This window comes from Adhaeretor mobilis, from assembly GCF_007741515.1.
GTDB lineage: Bacteria > Planctomycetota > Planctomycetia > Pirellulales > Lacipirellulaceae > Adhaeretor > Adhaeretor mobilis.
Genome location: NZ_CP036263.1, coordinates 233243 through 251023 on the forward strand (window position 1 = coordinate 233243; position 17781 = coordinate 251023).

Here is a 17781-nt window from a genome sequence, read left to right on the forward strand (position 1 = left end):
TTGTAGGCAATACGATTTATATTGTGTCTTTCTGTGCGGCCTAGTCGTGTTAAGCGGATGTGGGAGCCAGGACCTAGTGCCTGCACAAGGCAAGGTGAAATTCGAGGGTGAGGCAGTTTCTGCAGGAACGATCATGCTGATGCCGGTCGGGAAAGGCGAAAGATCCGTATCCCTGGTGTTTGAGCAAGGTGATTTCGCACTGCATACAGAAGGAGACCTAGGGGCCAAGCCAGGCACCTACAGAGTCATCTATCGAACTGAATTAGACGCAGACAAATTGCATCCAACGCTTCCCAAGGAGAAGGGGCTACCACAGGAAACGATTGTGATTTACCACAGTCCACAGACTCCTCCGCTTACCATCCCTCAAAACGGTACTGAAGAGTTAGTAGTCAATATCGACAAGAGAACTGGTTGGACACGTACCTTAAGTGATTGAATAAAGACAGGACGTTTTTTTAGAATTCCGCAAGAAGCAGCTTGTTCTTAGCTCCTATTGAAAGAAAGTTAGTCCAATGAGTACACAACCTTCACGTTTCATCTACTCTCTAGTTGCAATGGTTTCGATCGCGCTCAATCTAGCATTCGTCAGCGATGCGCAAGCGACTGTGATGATCAACAACGGCGGATTGAACAATATCAGCACGCCCTCGGAAGACCTCGATGTCTCCAATGGAGCTGGAGCCACGTCCACTGTGCTCAACATCATGGACGGAGCCGACATTGGCGTTAACGGTGATGGTCGAAGTGTGGGACTCTCGGAGCAATCCGTCCTGAATTTCTCCGGCGGTATCGCTCAAGGCGGTATCACGATGACTGGTAATTCGATTGCTAATCTTACTGGTTCAAGCGATATTTCCGGAGATATATCTGCCGATGGCAATAGCGAGCTGCAAATCAACAGTAACGCGTCTGTAGGCGGAGAAGTCTTTATTGAAGGCAATGCGACGGCGAGTTTCTTGGGAGGAGAGGTCGAAGTGTTTGGCATTGGTGGTGCAGCCACTGCCACGATCAACGGCGGATCGATCAACGATGACTTGGTTGCCGAAGGCGATGCCATCGTGACTGTTCATGATGTCTTTGTTAACGACGATGTGGATGCCGGTGATAGCGGTGTGGTGCATCTAATGGGCGGACTCTTCGACGAAGATGTCACAGCGGCTGGGAATTCAACGATCAATATTTCCGGTGGCGACTACGTTCGGATTTTCAGCGATGGAGCAGCTCTAACCGCCGAACAAGGCACGATCAACGTAACTGGCGGCATCTTTGGTGAAACTGGTGTCGACGACGGAGGCTTGGCCCTGGCTACGCTGGGAGGCACGCTCAACTTTGACGGTGCCGAGATCGCAGGTACGACTGAAGACATGGCACCGACAGCGGCTTTCTCAGCCGCACTCAACGGCAAAGTAAATCTCTCCAACGTGGACTTCGGAAATCTCGTGGTCGAGACCAGCACCAATGGCACCGTCAACTTGGGCGAAATCACAGCCAAGGACATCAGTGCCACAGTGTTTGGCGGAGGCGAACTGAATATTCTCAGTGGCGAGGCCGACTCGCTCAGCATCTTCGCCGAACTCGCCGGCGAAATCAATTTGCGGGGCGGGGACTTTGGTGATAGTTTAGTTACCTTGGAATCAGAGAGCATTCTCACAGTCTTTGGCAGTGACCTCACGTTTAACGGCACACCGGTAGAAGACCTCAATGCTGTTCTCGGCGCTGGAGCGTTTGATGAGGCCACGGGTAAGTTGGGGACCATTGCTGGCGACTTGGCTGGAGTTCTTGCTGACGGAAGCGCATTCAGCTTGTCTTTCTCACGAAGCTTCATTCCACCAACGGCTTCGCAAGTATTCCTCGTACAAGTTCCCGAGCCATCGACAACTGTACTTCTCTCATGCCTCCTAATGGGCTTGGCGATGAAGAAGCGCTCTGTGCGTTCTATGTGTTAGGAACGCCTTTCATGGCCACGGTGATTCTGGTGCGCACTGTGGCCCGGCGAGGCAGTCGAGCCGCATACGCGGAGTGTGGCAGATCGGTTGTGAGAATCAGTCCACCGAAATTTGCTGAGCTGGTCATTAAGACAATCCTATTTGGGAAATTGGACAAAGAGTATGACGTTTAACAAGCTGTTGCGTTTCTCGATAGCTTTGCTGCTATCCCTCATCGGCAATCAGGCTGTGATAGTTGCCCATGATAGTGAAGCCCATGACGGTGATTCGAAACCTGCAAGCTTCTCGCAGGTAGAGCAGTATCGCCCCACTCCCTTGCCAGATCGGGTAGTCCTCACCTGGAGCGACCAGCCTACGAACTCCATCGATATCACTTGGCGTACCGATCAGAGTGTCGGCAAACCAGTCGTCGAGTACACGTGTGCAGATGATCTGCTCGGTGATCTTCGGTCGGAGATTCCAGGATTAGGACGGGTCACAGGTGTCACTCAGGACTTTCAGTCTGACCTAGGGGCGTGCCTCATGCACTCGGCTCAACTACGTGGGCTGAGCCCAGAGACCATGTACGCCTACCGAGTGGGAGACGGCGAGCACTTTAGTGAATGGTTTCAGTTTCGCACAGCTAGCCGTTCCAACGATCCGTTTACCTTTGTCTATTTCGGCGATGCCCAGAATGAGGTGAGGTCGTGGTGGTCACGTGTCGTACGAGAAGCGAATCAACATGCTCCGCGAGCGGCCTTTATGCTGCACGCTGGAGATCTGGTCAATCGAGCCAATCAAGATGCTGATTGGGGCGAGTGGTTTGGAGCGGGAGGCTGGCTGAATGGCATGATTCCTGTCATCGCTTGTCCTGGCAACCACGAGTACCAAAATGGTCTTTCACGTCATTGGCGTCCCCAGTTCGCCTTCCCAAAGAATGGCCCGCCCGGACTGGAAGAAACAGCCTATTGGATCGACTATCAAGGTGCGCGGATTATTTCTCTCAATTCGAACGAAAAAATTGAGCAGCAGAAATCCTGGTTGGAAGCGGTCTTGAAAGATCCGCAACGGCCAAAATGGACATTTGTAACTTTCCATCACCCGATCTTTTCCGCTGCTAAGGATCGCGACAACCCAACGCTTCGCGACGCATGGCGTGAGATACTCGAGCATAACCATGTCGATTTGGTCTTGCAGGGTCACGATCACGCTTATGCGCGGTCTGGACTTGGGGGCCCTATCAACTTGCCAGAAGGAATCCGCAAGACGAAGAGCAATACGGTTTACGTGGTCAGCGTCAGTGGGCCCAAGATGTATTCCCTCCAAGAAACGTGGGAGGTCAGTCGAGTCGCATCAGGTGGGCAGTTATTCCAAGTTATCCATGTCCAGCCGAACCAGCTTCGCTACGAGGCGAGATTGGCAACCGGCGAGCTCTACGATGCGTTCAAGCTCAAGAAAGACGCCAACGGCAACAACGTCCTGACTGAGCAATTTCCTCACGTGGACGAAATCCGTCGCTAAGAACGTATCTTAAGATTTCAATCTTGAATAGTGAGCCGAAGGCGCTAGTCTTGGGTGCCTTGAGGTTGACCTAACAACCGGTCACTTGATGCTAACGCGTTCGGCGCAGGTAATTTAGCAACACGTCACTAACCATTTATTTGTTCGTCATTCTATCATGACAATGCTCTGTAGGAGTTGAGAACGTGCCAAGCAAAGACCAAGGATCGCTAGGTCTCTTGGTTCTTATCACAGCAATCGGGATTGTGTTAATCAGCACACTGCTCGCGCGAGCAAACCATTCATTTACTCTAGTCGCATGGCCCAACACGCAGAAATACTATCAACGACATTAACAATGCAGAACTCTTTACTCAACAAACTCAGTGGATAGCTGACCAAGTGCAATCCGCGGGGAATCCTAGGAATACCCAATTCGTTTCGCATCTTGGCGATCCATGCCCAAGAAGACCGCGAGGTAGCGTAGAAGAACGCTGCTGAGGTCGTGGGGAAGTTACACGGGATGAAGCTGGCCAAGGCCGCCAAGTGCGTTGAGGAAAGAGCGAGCGAGACGTTGAGCTACATGGCTTACCCACGCAAGCACTGGTTGCGTATTCGCACGAACAATCCGCTGGAGCGGACTATGCGTGAGATACGCAGGCGGACCCGTGTGCTGGTCGCGGCCCGCTGCGTCACAATGCAGGTGCGAAGGGGGCACACGGAAGTACCTGGACATGAGCCGCCTGAAAGATCAGCAGAAAGAGCGAGAGCAGCAGGAGGCGATGAAGCAACCCGAAGCAGTTGAGGGCGGACCTACCAGCAAGGGAATACCCTAAAAATGAATGTGCGCAGGTTGACGGACACTACCAAATCGCTAGGCCACATATTCTTGAAAGGTAAGCGAAAAAAGTTTGCAGTCTACAGCGTCATGTGAAGTCATGATGCGGTAGCCTACGGGTAGTAGCGGGCCAAAGTACCGTGAGCGCCGGATTAGCAATCGCTACTAATAACATTTACGATCACTGCCTCGGACCACACGAAGATCTAGCGAATGCGCACTTTGCTGCACAGTGCCGCAAGCAGAACTAGCGCAAGACCACTGGGCTCTGGTACGGCATTGGTTGCCGACACGAGAGGTGCAGGGGTGTTAACGTATTCGCGCTGCCAGATCAAGAAATCTGCGCCGTCGGAGTTCCCGTCGAGGTTGGCGTCGGCCGCTCCGGACACACCGTAGGCGGTTTGCCAGATCGATAGATCGACACCGTCTACGTCTTCGTCAATGTCGAAGTCTGCGCGGGAAACACCTCTCACAAGAAAGTTGTCGAAATATGCCGTGCCGGTTTGGTTCTGAGAATTTCCGTCAAAAGCCGCCGCCAGAGCAGCGATGTCGGCGTCTGTGAATTGATTGGAAGGGCCATCGACAAACCCCGTGCTCACGAGTGCTGTATTGTCTAAGAGGGCTTGGTATTGATTTTGACCAAAATCCAACCGGATCTGAAAGTGATGCCATTGACCGGAAAAAACCGTCATCCCAGCTTCGGTGAGAACTCCCGTGGATTGGGCCTGATACATCACATCGCCGGTTGTGCCATCGACGCCCAATGTGCCGAGGACATTGAATCCGCTTGTCGCGTCGTACGTCTCGACACCGAAAAATGGGCCGGTGCCACTGGGTGCTCCCGTAGCGGGTACCGCCATATCCCAGTCGACAAGAACCAAGCGATCATTGGGAATGGTCAAAGGCCCCACAGGAACTGCCCAGCGGTCGTCGCTGAGGGCACCTCGAACGACTTCCACGGCTTGTGTTCCATCGTTGGGATGGAACACCGTGTTTTGGACCGTGGCACTCCCTGCATTATTCTGCGTGGTGACCCACCCTTGCTGGCCTTCTAATGCGTCGGAGTTGGGGGCAATGGTATACCCAGCGCTCGACTCAAATCCGCCCGAGTCCACGATGGTGGTCGTGGCTTGAGATGCGGAGGGCAACGTAAGCAATGCGCAAACGCCAGCGAGAAAGTGCCGTGGCAATTGTGGCCGGAGCCGCGAACAAGCAGTAATCATAGTTGGATTCGAGGGTTGGGCCTGTCCGGCCGGGGCACGGGCGCATCCTTGGTTAGCGACCTGCTGTGATCTAGAAGCTTGCTAGCAGGCGATGCCGCAGCAGTACGGCGATTTCCGTAGACGATGCGCTCAGGCTGGCATTGAGAAGCTATTTTAACGGCCAGATTGAGAATCTGCAAATAATCGCGACCATCGAATTCCGATTAGCACGCAAGTCGCTCAGAAAGATTCGTAAGTTGTTTTGTCATAATGGGTTAGGTTCAGTGATGCAGCTCAAGCAATCATTCTATTAAGCACCGGGACCGCGGAAAGCCACCTTGCCGTTAAAGTCCAGCTAATCGTTAAGGTCTCGGTTACCGATAAGCAAGGTTATGGCGGGTTCTGCGCCCACGTTAGTGGGGCGTACACCATGGTGGTTTCCTGGGGGACCTGTATTTATGGAGGCGAACTAAACTCGCCTGCCGAGCGCTGACTACCAATTTTAGCCCATCGAAAAGTTCGCCAGATCCCTTCCCTATGGCCAAAATAACCGAATACCTGGAGCAAGAATTCCCAACTTGTGAGGATGACAGCGCAAGGGCTGCGCCAACGGGAATCGCATTCGAGCAGCTAGCTCTCCGAGCTTCCGACACGATTAGGCATTCGATAGCGAGAGTTTCCCTACTTAGCTTACTCATGCTCCTCCCGCTCTCTGGCTGCATGGTTTGCCAGTACGCCAAACGAACTGTTCTGAATGAGCCGAGTGCGTATTCATGGCGGAGTGATCGAAAGAGGAGCGTCAAAGTTTATCGATCCTGGGCTGAGCAAGCCTGGGCTGATCATGGCGGATCGGCTTGTGGGGCGGGTGTTTCGGACGCTTACGAGACCGGTTTCAAGGACGGTTTTGTCGATTACGTCTATGCCGGCGGTTCTGGTGAGCCACCAGCAATTCCACCTCGGAAGTACTGGAATGTAGGCGTGCGTAGTTCCGGCGGTAGCGCCGAAGCTACCGATTGGTTTGCAGGTTTCCGGAGTGGCTCGCAGGTGGCGCACAACGAGGGGTACCGGGAACAGGCCCTAGTACCTGCTTCGGCATTTCTTGGACCGCAAGAAAACTGCTGGGATGGGCCGCCTCGCTCCATCGACTCGTTCTCTCCGCCCGTTCCAGAGCATCAGAATCCGACGCATCAAAATCCGGAATTTCTGCTTCCAGGTCAGCTCGAGTCGAGTGAGAGTTCCGAAGGAGTTGCTCCTACACTACCCTTAGGCGATTCTTCTTCTGAGGAAGAGATGCCAGTACCCGGTGGCAGCTCTCCGAAATCAATTCCTCCAGCAAGATCAGATTCCCCTTCGATCCCTGAATCTAATTCGCCTGAACCTGATCCGGATGTCGACGAGCTCTTCGATGCACGAGCAGCTGATCTTGATTCACTTCGGCCGAACCGAATTCGACAAGCCAAGTTTACAGTTCCCATCCGCGAAGCTTCGAAGAGGCAACAAGGTGTTGCCGCATTCTCAGCGGCCGTGCGGGCTGCTTCGAAACCCAATCCGTAACGCACTCATTTGCCAGGGACGTATTAGTCAACGACCGAGTGTAGGTCTGGAACTCAGACTGCCAAAAAACAGATAACAAAATGCCATGAGCAACCTTTCGTCACTGCTGCCCCATTCACTAGTCGCGTGGTCACGAGCCACCCGGCAACTCCATGGCAATATGGTGCTGAGCCTAGTGGTATGCTTGCTCTCTAGTGGTTGCGCTGCGCTTACGAACCCTGTCGCCAATGGTATTCCGGCAAGAATCTTGCCGGAAGAGCTGCTGGCAGAATCTAAGGAGGGGTTTGAGCCCATTCCACTTACGTTGCTTCGTCAGGCTCCACCGAAAGAGTACTTCTTGGAGTCAGGGGATACGCTCGGAATCTACATCGAAGGTATTCTCGGCAACGAAGAGACACCGCCCCCGGTGAACATTCCTGACTCGACTGAGGAACCTCCATCGATCGGCTACCCATTCCCGATTCGTGATGATGGAACGATCTCGCTTCCGTACGTTGGAAAAGTAAAAGTCGCGAAGCCCGCCTTAGAAGAGAGTATCACTATCGAACAGGCTGAGGAAAAAGTCGTCGATGCTTATCGTGAAAAGGATATTCTGCGCGTCGAGGATAAACGCATATTGGTTTCGCTCTTCCGACCACGCTACGTTCAAGTCTTGGTAATACGATCGGACTCCAGCCAGCCTTCGGTTTCGCTGCAAAGCTCATCGCCACTAGCGCTTGGTGGGACGAGCGCTTCGATTGGCGGTGGGCGAACCGCCGTTGGGAAGATATTGGAGTTACCTGCCGGTCAGAATGATGTACTCAACGCACTGGCGCGCATAGGTGGCATACCGGGAATTGACTCAACGCAAGAGATCATTATCCAACGCGGCTACTGGGACGCCTACCTAGACCCCACAGCCTCCGACTGCCAATACCCGACCGAAGCCGATCTGACGGGTCGCAATCCCACTGGAGATGGCGCAGAGCGCCGCATCACCCGTATCCCATTGCGCACCCGTTGTGGCGAAAGTCTGTCGTTCGGCCCCGAGGATGTGGTGCTCAATAGTGGTGACATCGTGATCGTACGCGGTCGCGATCCTGAGTACTACTATACCGGCGGACTTATCCCATCGGCCGAAAATGTCTTGCCATTCCACCACGATATTACAGTCGTTGAAGCAGTCCTTCGGGCTCGCGGGCCACTGATCAATGGTGGTGTCAATTCTAGCAACTTAAGCGGGGCAATAGTTGGATCGGGCGTAGGCAATCCTTCCCCTAGCCTTGTTAGTGTGGTCCGCAAGTTACCCACGGGTCGGCAAGTGAACATCCGTGTGGACTTGAACGAGGCAATGCGCGATCCGCGTCAGAACTTGCTCGTGCAAGCAGAAGACGTGCTGATCCTCCAAGAGGCACCCAACGAGGCGATCACACGCTACATGACTCAGGTTCTGCAGTTCAACTTCTTTGGGCGATTCATAAATCGTGCCGACGCCCAAGGTAGTATGACCGCGGTCGCGCCTTAAGAGGTTTTGCGAATCCCAGAATCATTGAAGCCTGCACCACGTAAAAAAGCCGCCGTCGGGCAACCGACGGCGGCTTTCTGTTTTAAATCGTTTTGATGCCGAGCATGGCTCGACCGACTTACCTACGACGCCTTGAGACAGAGGACATCGAAATCAAAGCGATCAGACCCATCGCCATCGTGGTTGGTTCAGGGATCTTCGTATTAAGCTGGTACACGATGTAGTTGTCGAAGTATGCCGTGGCGGGCAGATCAACACCAGCCGCGAAGGTGCCCAGCGGAGCATCCGAAAAATCTTCGAGCGTAAGGCCACCGCTGACGGTACCGACGAATGGTTCTGTTAGTAAAGGTACCGTATCGAGAATTACGCTGTACACCTGCAAATCAAAATCCAAGTCAATGTGGAAATGATGCCAAGCACCGAAACCAACGGTAGATCCGGTGGGTGCCAAGCTGCCGGTTTCGTCTGTGTAGACGACATCCCCGCTCGTGGCGAGTACTCCCAACGATCCAATTAAACCGAAGTCTGATCCTGTAACACTAGCGTCGTCAATGGCATCAACACCAAAGTATGGGCCAAAGTCAGGACCAGGAGTTCCGACTGGCCCCTCAACATACATGTCCCATTCGATGCAGACGAAGCGGGCACTGTCTGGCCAGGCGGTGACAGGCACTCCCCAGAAACTCGGGCTGTCGCCGGTCTCGCGATGGACTTCAATTGCCTGAGAGCCAGTATTCACGGTAGTGGTTTGGACGACTGCCGTGCTGTCAGTGCCTAGTGAGGCGAGCCATGGGGCTGTCGTGGAATCTCCGGGCAAAGAAGCGTGCTGGCCTTCGAGAGATCCAACAGGCAAACCTCCGCCGGGAGCGAATGTGGTGTCGTAGCCCGAACCCGTGGGAGGCAGTCCTACGGACTCAAACCCATCACTATCAATGATGACTTGAGCATTGGCGATACCTGCGCCGAATAGAATGCAGCTCGAAAGAACTGCAACGATAGTTCCCGCAAGTCTATTGCGAGAGTTGGTAAAACCAACCAGTTGTGTCTGGATCATTAGCCCCCCCCTTTAAGATAAAAAACTGAACGTTTAACTAGTGGAAACTGAGAAAAGAAAATCGACTTTAACGGCACCCTACGTATTTGTACTCTACGGCCCGAAGGGCCCGCGTGGTGGGGGTCTGTAAGGGCTTCGCACCGGCCGCGGTCCCGAAGGAAATCCGCTGGCGGCCGAGACTACCGGTGCCGTTGTCTGCCCGCCGACGATTGGTGTAATTGAAATGGGAGTAGCAGTGGTACTTGCTGGCGATTGCCCTACATCAGAGCTACTAGTTCCCTGAACCCGCGTGGAGCTAAACGGATCAAAAAGCGTCGAGGCGTTGGCTCGGTAGGTATTAACCCCGGTGGGCAAGCCAAAAGGATTTGCGCTTAGTCGGCTTGGCTGGGAAAATGAAAATGGGTTGAACAACCGTGATTGAACTTTGGTCGAACCTCGCTGGCTAGATGCGACCTGACGGGCATCGAGATCTGTCTGGGCGTAGGCCGCGGAAGCTAAGATAGCGAGCCCCGCGCACACGAGGGGAGCAGCGGTGATCCTGAAAACGTATCTCATTGTGCAACTCATAGTGGTCTGCAGAACGCGACCTGCCAAACGATGCCGTTTGGAATGGGGCGCTCTAATAACAAACATGAAAAGGCATCATACCAACGCTGGCAGGTAGCCTGAGCTCTACCAATACAACCTAGATTACCAAGCCGTCACTACCCATTCAGCTGGCCGGTTATTCGCGTCAGGTTAACCTAAGGTACCCAGTTAGTCAACTATTCTGGGGCTGCCTAGCCCCTATCTGGACTACCCCCCAAGCGTTGGAGGAAACACGATAAGCAGCTCATAAAGCGGCTTTTATGGCGAAATCAAGCGCCCAGCGGTGTCTTTCAACGTAAATATTCTAGAAAAACGGAAAGCCGAAAGACTTGAGGACATCTCAATCCTCCCTGACTGGACGAGCATCATTTTCGGGATCTGCCGGAAGCACGCTGAGATCTCCAATGATTTGCCTGGCTGCTTGCAACTCGGGGCTAAGCCGCAGGCAAATTCGTGCCTCACGGATTGCCTGTTCATGGTCGCCAACAGTGATTAACACACGGGCCAGCGCAAGCCGCCAGCTGACTTGCCCGTACCTCTGACCCAACGCGCGTCGGTAGAGATCGATCGCAGCATCTGGATTTTCGTCTTGAAGTTCGGCCACCGCAAGATTAGCTATTTCGCTAGCACTGGCTTCCCCTGTGGAGACTAGTTCTCGCAGGCGTGCAAGCGCAAGCGACTCAAGTTCCTCAATCAACTGACGATTGCTCACGCTGCTTGTCTGACTACTACGTACACTCTCAATGTTCTCAATAATTTGGGAGAGCTGCTTCATCCTTTGGTAGTTGTCCCCAGCAAGATCCACAGCCAGTTGGGGACGCTGCATCTCCTCAAGATACAAACGGGCAACGCGTTGAAATTGTGTCGGACTAAGCGCTACGGCACGATTCAAATAGTCTACTGCTTCTGAGTCCCTACCTTCTCGAACGGCTAGCTGGCCGGCTAGCAAATTTGCCTGTGGATCGTAGGGGATTAATCGAGCCGCCTGTTGGATCAGGTCGGAGCCAAGCGGCTCTCCTAAGACAAGCAATCGCAATTCGCCTTCGAGTCCATAGAGTGGTCCGTAAACAGGACAGGCCAATCGTAACCCAGCGAGCTCCTCGGCAATTCGTGAGACGAAAGGCAATGCCTCGGGCTCCAACATGATTTGCCCCGTCTTGGGATCTCTCACCCGGCTAATCGAACGCCAGCGCGAGAGATTCAGCAAGTGGCCAAACTTCACGTTCCTCGGCTCTGCCTCAGAAGCTTGCTGCGTGGCAGTTATCAAGTCAACGTAGTCCTCATCACTGCCCTGCCAATCCCGTTCCGATATTTGCCGTTCGATCCCCAAGGCAATGTTGTTCCAGGCCGCACCACGGTAGGAGGAGAAGGCCCCCGCTACTGCCCACCAACAAACAAGCAGTAAGCAGCCTGTAGCGAGTAGCCTCCATAGGCCCCGTGACAGCCGGGGGAAACTGGGGCCGCTGCTGCTGCGAGGTTTTCTGGCGTTTGTCTTGTAGGCCTCGCGGCGCGCTATGGCCACGACAAGACCTGCGACCACAGCGGTGACCGAGAAGATTCCCGGTAGGTGCTGCCCAAAATCGCTGAGACTGTGCCAAGCAGTCGCCAGCAAGCCAATACATAACCCGAAAGCCGCCGTCGAGAGGGCTGTCTTGCCGGAGATCATGAGCCTGCCAGCGACATAGAAAATGCTGAGAACAAAAGCTAACACAGCAACCCCTCCCACCACACCAAACTCCTCCAGCAATTGGGCCCAGTCATTGTCAGCATGTTCGGCCATGCTCGTGGTCGTGTTGACATCGTAGAGCGGAAACACGTATTCATGCGTGCCGAGCCCGGTTCCCCAGAGCGGAAAATCCCACCATGCCCGCAACGTGCTACTGGTCATTTCCAACCGCGTATCCAGGTGTTGGCGATCCTCAAAAGTTGCCAATCGATCGTAGACCGTGTCAAAGCAAGTGAGAAACAGGACAAGAGCTACGCACCAGGGCACCATACCGAGGGCCCACCCACGTACACTCAGCACGCCTCGCCGGAAGAGCAGAACACCAACGACCCCTGATGCTAGTAGCAGCGAAAGTACGCCGTTACGACCCATCGAGGTAAAGACTGCAACAGCACAAAGCACGATTCCGGTAATCGGCCGCAGGTAGCGACTCCCCTTGAGGTCAACGAGCCTGCTCGCATGTCCACGACCACGACGATTGTCTTGCTTCATTTGGACTAAGAGCAGGGCTACTCCTGCCCCTAGTGTCAAGTTGACGAACTGACAGAAATGGCTGTGATTAAGAAAGCTGCCCGAGGTCACCACGCTGCCGCGATTGACCCAACCCCAATGAATGCTCGTTGAGAGGGAGAGTATTTGCAGCAACGCGATGCTTGCCTCGGCGCACCCCACGAGAAAAACGACCAGCAAGGCGCGACGGATTTGTTCCGAGCTGCGAAAGACACTCACCGTCGTAACGAATAACGCCGTGAACACTAGCGCCATCCGTAAGTCGTGCGCCGTCTCATAGGCGTAGAGCGAGAGGTTTGACCCAGCTTGTGGTGAGGAGGCGAGCGGGCCCAATAACTCTCCTCTGAGCTGCGTCGTGCGAGGAGAAATGGCCTCGAGCAAGCCGCTCGGTAAACGCATGAGTTGGAATATAATCAGTGCCAGCACGCACGCTAGAGGTAGATAGGTCCAGCTCCATGCCACACGAAAGCTTCTGTCGAGCCATGTTCGCACAAGCAGGCCTATCACCAGCAAGCAGGCAGTACTAACAACCACCAGCTCACTCCACGGTTCAACAGCCCCTAAACTAAATGGGAGGAACAATAGCAGGCAGGCCAAGACGACCAGGAAAAACCAGTCCCAGCGGCTTTCTTGCGCATGCCACTCCAAGGCGACGGCGGGGCGCATCTTGGGCAGACCAGCTACAGGAATGTGTGGTCTAGGCATCGGCGATAATCGTTTGAGGGTGCGCAATCGAGCTGCCGCGAAGCACAAGCAGCGGATTGTCGATACACAGTATTCGCGATCTGCTGGCCCCCACTTCGTCGGTAAGAACGGACAACACTCTGGTAAGCCGGGGAGGTCTCCGAACAACGTCGTGGGCATCGGTGGCGACCAAGCTCGCGAGCCCCAGTTGCAAAATTTGCCAAGCTTGATGGTGGGCTCTACGGCCAAAATCTCCCAATAGGCTTCCCGCCGTAAGCTGGATCACTGCCCCGGCATCGACCCACCTCTGTAGTAATTCATCCCGACCAGCCAGATAGAGGTGCCTTTCAGGGTGTGTGATGATGGGTTGTAGCCCTCGGTTGACGAGCATTTCAATGCTCGACAGCGGATCGACTAGCAACTCGTGCGGCAATTCTAAAAGCAAATGTGCGCCAGCGTTAGCCAAGGAGATGATGTCGCCGTTGTCGAGCAGTTTGGTGAGCCGTTCGTCGATGCGTATATCGCCCCCCGGCAGCAATTTCAACGGCACCTGCTCCGCTTCCAACACAGACGCCAGCTCGGCAATTCGCTGGTTGATGAGCTCTGCCGAATTGAGACGGTCATAACGACCAAGTTGATGGGGTGTAGTAACGACTGTCGTCACACCATCTTCTGCAAGCGCTTGGCCCAGGGCGACAGCCTGAGACATATCGGCGGGACCATCATCGAGGCCGGGCAAGAGATGGCAGTGAATATCCACGCACTGCTCGACATTAAATTCTGCGAGCCGCTTTTTCTGCGCGGGGAGCCAGTCAAGATTTGCTTCATCGTCCATTACCAACCTACTGATAGCCCCCCTGCCCCGCTTCGTTTCTCAGATACTGCTGATCAGATATCCAAGGGTTCCATCGCCTCTGAAGTGGCCTCAGGACTGGGCAACTGCTGGGATCGCGCGCGACTTTTTTTCCGTCGGCTGATATCTACCGGTGGCTCTGGTTCGCCATACGCCAGGTCCCCGTAGGTTCCGGAGCTGTGCCCGTAGTTGCCATAACCATAGCCATAGCCCTGGGAGTAGTTTGCTTGTTTCCGTCCTGGTACGGCATTCACCACGATCCCTATTCGTTGGGCACGCACCCGCCAGAGCTCATCTCGGGCAGCTACGCTCATTCGCCGAGTTGAACAATCAGCACGAAGCACCAGAATCGTAGCGTCTGTCTGCGCAGAGATAACTCGGGCATCTGCAACCGGCATAACTGGCGGCGAATCGATCACGATTTTGTCGTATTTCTGCTGAAGTTCGTGCAACAACTCGCTGAAATACCCGTTGTTCAGAAGTTCCACGGGATTTGTTGGTCGTGATCCACAAGGAAGCAAATCGAGGGTGTCAACTTCGGTTCTCTGAATCACCTCATCGGCAGGTCGTCGTTCGGCCAACACCGAAGACAAGCCGTGCTCAACCTGAATTTCAAATACCTCGTGCTGCTTGGGCTTACGCATATCGGCATCAATCAATAGCACGCGCTGGTCGGCCTGAGCCATCGTCAGTGCGAGATTACTTGCCACGACACTCTTGCCATCTCCCGGAGAAGGCGATGTGATAGCAATGACTTTTGCGTCGTCCCGCGTAAGTCCGAAGTGGATTGCCGTCCGTAGTGTTCGGAACGACTCAGCCGCCATCGAGCGAGGATGAGTCAACACGACTCGACCCGTCTCATGACGGTCGTCCTTGCCTGCTGAGAGCGGCAACGCGCCCAGGACTGGCAGTTGTAACGTGGCGGCAATCTCTTCGATCGATTTGAGGCGGTGATCCATGAGATCACGCAACCAAGCCAACCCAAAACCTGTCAGCCCGCCTAGCAATGCTCCGATAGCAAGAAACCGAGCAGGGATGGGGTAAGTCGGTTCTGACGATGCACGCGCCACCTCCATGATGCTGACATTCATCGCGCCCACATCCTCAGTCAGGTTAATTCCCTTGATTTGCTCGTCCACTCTGTCGACATCGCGCACCGTTCGCGCTAGCGAATTTTCCAATGTCGTTAGTTTGGCAGCTTGCGAGTTAACCTGCATGGCAAGTTTGAACTGCTTATCGTAGCTTCGCTGCAGTTCCTCGCGTTTCTGCTCGAGAAGCTGATGCTCCTGGCTAACGGTTTCAACGTAAGCAGAAACAATGGCCTTCTTCCTCTCCTCGGTCGCTTCTAGCTGCTTAGCGAGTCGCTCTTCCATAGCTGCCTTAGATTGTAGTGCCAGCTTGACCCGCGTGTGCCCGTCTCCCCAAGTCGCTCGCAAAGCATCGATCTGTAGTTGGATGTCTTGGATTTGCTTTTCCAGGTCAACCTGCAAGCGGTTCTCAAGGCTAATGTCCTGGGCGACGCTTTGCTGCCCGCTGGCAAGCTCCAGTAGAAAGGGACGCAAACTGGGGGATTCGAGCATTTGTTGAGTACGATTGTGGCGAGCCTTGGAATCCAGCAATGCCAGTTCAACGCGATCGAGCTCCGAGGCCAACGCGGCAAACCTTTTCGTGATGACATTCTCCTCTCCCACCTGCACCGCCAGGGCGGCATTCTGCCCGCGGAATTTCTCGAGCGCTTCGATCCGCTGCTCTAGCTCAGCATCGCGGCGTTGCTTTTCATTGCGAAGGATGTTGAGCACTTCCACGGTATCCGTGCGACGTTCTTCAGCATATTTACTGATGTAAGCATCCACCACGGAGTTAACGATCTGGGCGGCATCTTCCGCACTGGGAAGTTCGATCATGACATTGATAATGTCGTCGTTCTTACCTACCTGAACGCTGAGGTTCTTTTTCAACAAACCGATCGGATTATCCGTGGAGCGAAAGGTTTCTAGCTGGGAGCTTTCTGGTGCATTCGCTGCAGCTGCCAAGACAGGCGTGGAAGTAATGAGCTCCGCTTGCGTGTAGAGGTAGCTCGAAGAGGTGCCCCGCTGGGCATCGCTCGCAAAAATCTGCGGCAGACTACGCTCGACGTAAATCCGAGAAACACTTGTGTAGCGAGGTACCACGCGTTGCAAGTAAAGCCAGGCGCACCCGACCCCCAAGAGTACGGTCAGCAAAAGCAGCCAGCGCGCTTGCCAGGCGATACTCAGCAAGTTTGTTTGCAGTGCGCTATCATCGCCCTTGCCAGCGTTTGGCTGAGGATCTGCATCAAGCGAATAATCATCTTCATATTCAACAAGAGACGACATCGAAACTTTCTACTCTAAGACGGCGGATCAAAGCGGAGCTTCAAGAAAGAGATGAGTTTTCCGCGCGGCGCGAGCCACATTGACGAGAGACTAGCCAGCTCCGCTGGCAGATGGTGCTACTTGCTTGCAGCGTGTACAAAGTCAGCCTGTCGCTCTCACTCTTCCAGGTAAAAGGTACGAGTGCCATTCTATCTACTGCCAACCAGGGTGTCTTGGTATTGGGAGGCTTGGCGATGCAGATTTTTGCTAATCGCTAACATCCCCCGTCCTGTTTCTGCGGCTCATGAAGATTAGGAGGCTTATGCTGGATGTCGGTTGAGCCTCATTCAACTCTCAGGGCTGCGACACAGTACGCCCAGTATTACTGGAAGCCCTCAGCTTGCAGATGGCTTGCGTTGTTCCACCTACAGATTACACTGACAAATTGCTCTCAAACGCACGAATCGGGCCAATTGCTTCTGCCATCTGCGACCCACTCGGGTTCGCCGCTTGATTAGTCAGGCGGATCGCGAATGACTCGCAATCCGCGGATTGCTGGTCCTGGGATCGACAGTTGGCAGTATCGTGTCTACGAGCAGGGGAATAATAGAGAGTCCTTAGATAGGGGTACTTTCCGAATTGGGATGTGCACCCACCTGGACGAAGTCCAGGAAGATGCGACTTTCGGCAAGTCGCATCTTCTTCCGAGAAGGCTTTGAGCTAGGTGTCGGTTGGGTGAACATCATTCATTGTTAGGCAACGCAAGCTCTACCACTTCCAGCTCTCCTCCTACGATCCATAACTGAATTTGACATCTCATGTTGCGCCTTAAAGACAATCCGCCGATGACCTTGCCGAGCCTGCCAGCTTTGGCAGACGCTCCCGGCTGCTGGACCGCGGCATACTGCAAGCCCCGCCAGGAAAAAGCCCTGGCCTGGGAACTGTGCCGCGGCGAGGTGCCCTACTTTTTGCCGATGATACTTCGCGAGACCTATTCAGGGAGCCGGCGCCGCAGCAATCTCTATCCCATGTTCACGTCGTACGTGTTCTTCGCAGGCGGAGACAGTGAGCGCTTAGTCGTGCAGAAGTCGCACCGTACTGTTGGGTTCCTGGAGATCGACCCCGCTGCCCAAGCTTCTTTTAGCCGCGAGATTTCCTCCTTGGAGCTGGCGCTGCGAACGGCACCCAAAGAACTCGAACTCTATCCGCAGCTCGTCACAGGTAAACGAGTAGCAGTGATTGGCGGCCCCATGAAGGGGGCTGAGGGGATTGTCCTCAATGCCGACAACCCGGCTCGACTCTGGATCGGAGTCACAATGATGGGCGCTGGCGCCAAAGTTGAGCTCCATGCCGATCTCTTATCGCCTCTCTCAGATGAATCAGAGGAAGTAGCCGAACGCGTCATTGAACTCCCTGTAGGACTAGTCGGGGATGGCAAGCACGTGGCTACCAGACGTTCGCAAAGGGATAGTAGCGAATTCGAACTTACCAGATAGCACGCTGCCAC

General features: G+C 54.2%; 12 protein-coding genes and 1 pseudogene. 7 read left to right on the top strand and 6 right to left on the bottom strand.

The window, feature by feature from the left end; translation table 11 throughout:
• Positions 1 to 76 precede the first annotated feature (76 nt).
• Positions 77 to 439, top strand: coding sequence for a hypothetical protein (locus tag HG15A2_RS00895; RefSeq protein WP_145056919.1), 363 nt, complete (start codon positions 77 to 79; stop codon positions 437 to 439).
• A gap of 76 nt (positions 440 to 515) precedes the next feature.
• The gene (locus HG15A2_RS00900) at positions 516 to 1949 is read left to right on the top strand and encodes a PEP-CTERM sorting domain-containing protein (RefSeq protein ID WP_145056921.1); all 1434 of its coding nucleotides are present in this window, start codon (positions 516 to 518) and stop codon (positions 1947 to 1949) included.
• On the opposite strand, the gene HG15A2_RS23710 is transcribed toward HG15A2_RS00900, so the two are convergent.
• Positions 1939 to 2076 carry a hypothetical protein gene (locus HG15A2_RS23710; RefSeq protein ID WP_218932230.1) on the bottom strand — a complete coding sequence of 46 codons (138 nt, stop codon included), beginning with the start codon at positions 2074 to 2076 and terminating at the stop codon, positions 1939 to 1941. The two genes, HG15A2_RS00900 and HG15A2_RS23710, sit on opposite strands and share 11 nt — an antisense overlap.
• A 35-nt stretch (positions 2077 to 2111) precedes the next feature.
• On the opposite strand from HG15A2_RS23710, the gene HG15A2_RS00905 reads away from it, so the two are divergent.
• The gene (locus tag HG15A2_RS00905; protein ID WP_145056923.1) at positions 2112 to 3449 is read left to right on the top strand and encodes a purple acid phosphatase family protein; all 1338 of its coding nucleotides are present in this window, start codon (positions 2112 to 2114) and stop codon (positions 3447 to 3449) included.
• A 502-nt stretch (positions 3450 to 3951) separates the two neighbouring features.
• Positions 3952 to 4044 (top strand): annotated as a pseudogene (locus HG15A2_RS24420) (hypothetical protein); the annotation flags it as partial.
• 428 nt (positions 4045 to 4472) lie between these two features.
• Here HG15A2_RS24420 and HG15A2_RS00915 read toward each other — a convergent pair.
• Positions 4473 to 5489, bottom strand: a complete 1017-nt coding sequence (locus tag HG15A2_RS00915) for a hypothetical protein (protein WP_145056927.1) — start codon at positions 5487 to 5489, stop codon at positions 4473 to 4475.
• A gap of 516 nt (positions 5490 to 6005) precedes the next feature.
• Between HG15A2_RS00915 and HG15A2_RS00920 the strand changes: the two genes are divergently transcribed.
• Both HG15A2_RS00920 and HG15A2_RS00925 read left to right on the top strand, forming a co-directional pair.
• Complete coding sequence (locus HG15A2_RS00920; RefSeq protein WP_145056929.1) at positions 6006 to 7022, top strand: hypothetical protein; 1017 nt, start codon at positions 6006 to 6008, stop codon at positions 7020 to 7022.
• A gap of 85 nt (positions 7023 to 7107) precedes the next feature.
• Complete coding sequence (locus HG15A2_RS00925) at positions 7108 to 8526, top strand: polysaccharide biosynthesis/export family protein (RefSeq protein WP_145056931.1); 1419 nt, start codon at positions 7108 to 7110, stop codon at positions 8524 to 8526.
• 118 nt (positions 8527 to 8644) lie between these two features.
• Here the strand turns inward: HG15A2_RS00925 and HG15A2_RS00930 are convergent, their stop codons facing one another.
• The 4 genes from HG15A2_RS00930 to HG15A2_RS00940 form a co-directional block, all read right to left on the bottom strand.
• On the bottom strand, positions 8645 to 9580 hold the full coding sequence (locus tag HG15A2_RS00930) for a hypothetical protein (protein WP_145056933.1): 936 nt from the start codon (positions 9578 to 9580) through the stop codon (positions 8645 to 8647).
• A 928-nt stretch (positions 9581 to 10508) separates the two neighbouring features.
• Complete coding sequence (locus tag HG15A2_RS00935) at positions 10509 to 13109, bottom strand: O-antigen ligase family protein (protein WP_218932231.1); 2601 nt, start codon at positions 13107 to 13109, stop codon at positions 10509 to 10511.
• Positions 13102 to 13923 (bottom strand): tyrosine-protein phosphatase, encoded by an 822-nt coding sequence (locus tag HG15A2_RS23715; protein ID WP_218932232.1) that lies wholly within the window; start codon positions 13921 to 13923, stop codon positions 13102 to 13104. Before HG15A2_RS23715 ends, HG15A2_RS00935 begins: the two co-directional genes overlap by 8 nt.
• A gap of 53 nt (positions 13924 to 13976) precedes the next feature.
• Positions 13977 to 16295 carry a polysaccharide biosynthesis tyrosine autokinase gene (locus HG15A2_RS00940; RefSeq protein ID WP_145056937.1) on the bottom strand — a complete coding sequence of 773 codons (2319 nt, stop codon included), beginning with the start codon at positions 16293 to 16295 and terminating at the stop codon, positions 13977 to 13979.
• Between the two features lie 797 nt (positions 16296 to 17092).
• Here HG15A2_RS00940 and nusG point away from each other — a divergent pair.
• Positions 17093 to 17770, top strand: a complete 678-nt coding sequence (gene nusG, locus HG15A2_RS00945; protein WP_145056939.1) for a transcription termination/antitermination protein NusG — start codon at positions 17093 to 17095, stop codon at positions 17768 to 17770.
• Positions 17771 to 17781 lie beyond the last annotated feature (11 nt).

Bases quoted from the DNA above. Each gene is read 5' to 3' on its own strand.
- nusG (WP_145056939.1), top strand. From the start codon at position 17,093: ATGTTGCGCCTTAAAGACAATCCGCCGATGACCTTGCCGAGCCTGCCA.
- HG15A2_RS00935 (WP_218932231.1), bottom strand. From the start codon at position 13,109: ATGCCTAGACCACACATTCCTGTAGCTGGTCTGCCCAAGATGCGCCCC.
- HG15A2_RS23710 (WP_218932230.1), bottom strand. From the start codon at position 2,076: ATGACCAGCTCAGCAAATTTCGGTGGACTGATTCTCACAACCGATCTG.
- HG15A2_RS00940 (WP_145056937.1), bottom strand. From the start codon at position 16,295: ATGTCGTCTCTTGTTGAATATGAAGATGATTATTCGCTTGATGCAGAT.
- HG15A2_RS00915 (WP_145056927.1), bottom strand. From the start codon at position 5,489: ATGATTACTGCTTGTTCGCGGCTCCGGCCACAATTGCCACGGCACTTT.
- HG15A2_RS00900 (WP_145056921.1), top strand. From the start codon at position 516: ATGAGTACACAACCTTCACGTTTCATCTACTCTCTAGTTGCAATGGTT.
- HG15A2_RS00930 (WP_145056933.1), bottom strand. From the start codon at position 9,580: ATGATCCAGACACAACTGGTTGGTTTTACCAACTCTCGCAATAGACTT.
- HG15A2_RS00925 (WP_145056931.1), top strand. From the start codon at position 7,108: ATGAGCAACCTTTCGTCACTGCTGCCCCATTCACTAGTCGCGTGGTCA.
- HG15A2_RS00905 (WP_145056923.1), top strand. From the start codon at position 2,112: ATGACGTTTAACAAGCTGTTGCGTTTCTCGATAGCTTTGCTGCTATCC.
- HG15A2_RS00920 (WP_145056929.1), top strand. From the start codon at position 6,006: ATGGCCAAAATAACCGAATACCTGGAGCAAGAATTCCCAACTTGTGAG.
- HG15A2_RS23715 (WP_218932232.1), bottom strand. From the start codon at position 13,923: ATGGACGATGAAGCAAATCTTGACTGGCTCCCCGCGCAGAAAAAGCGG.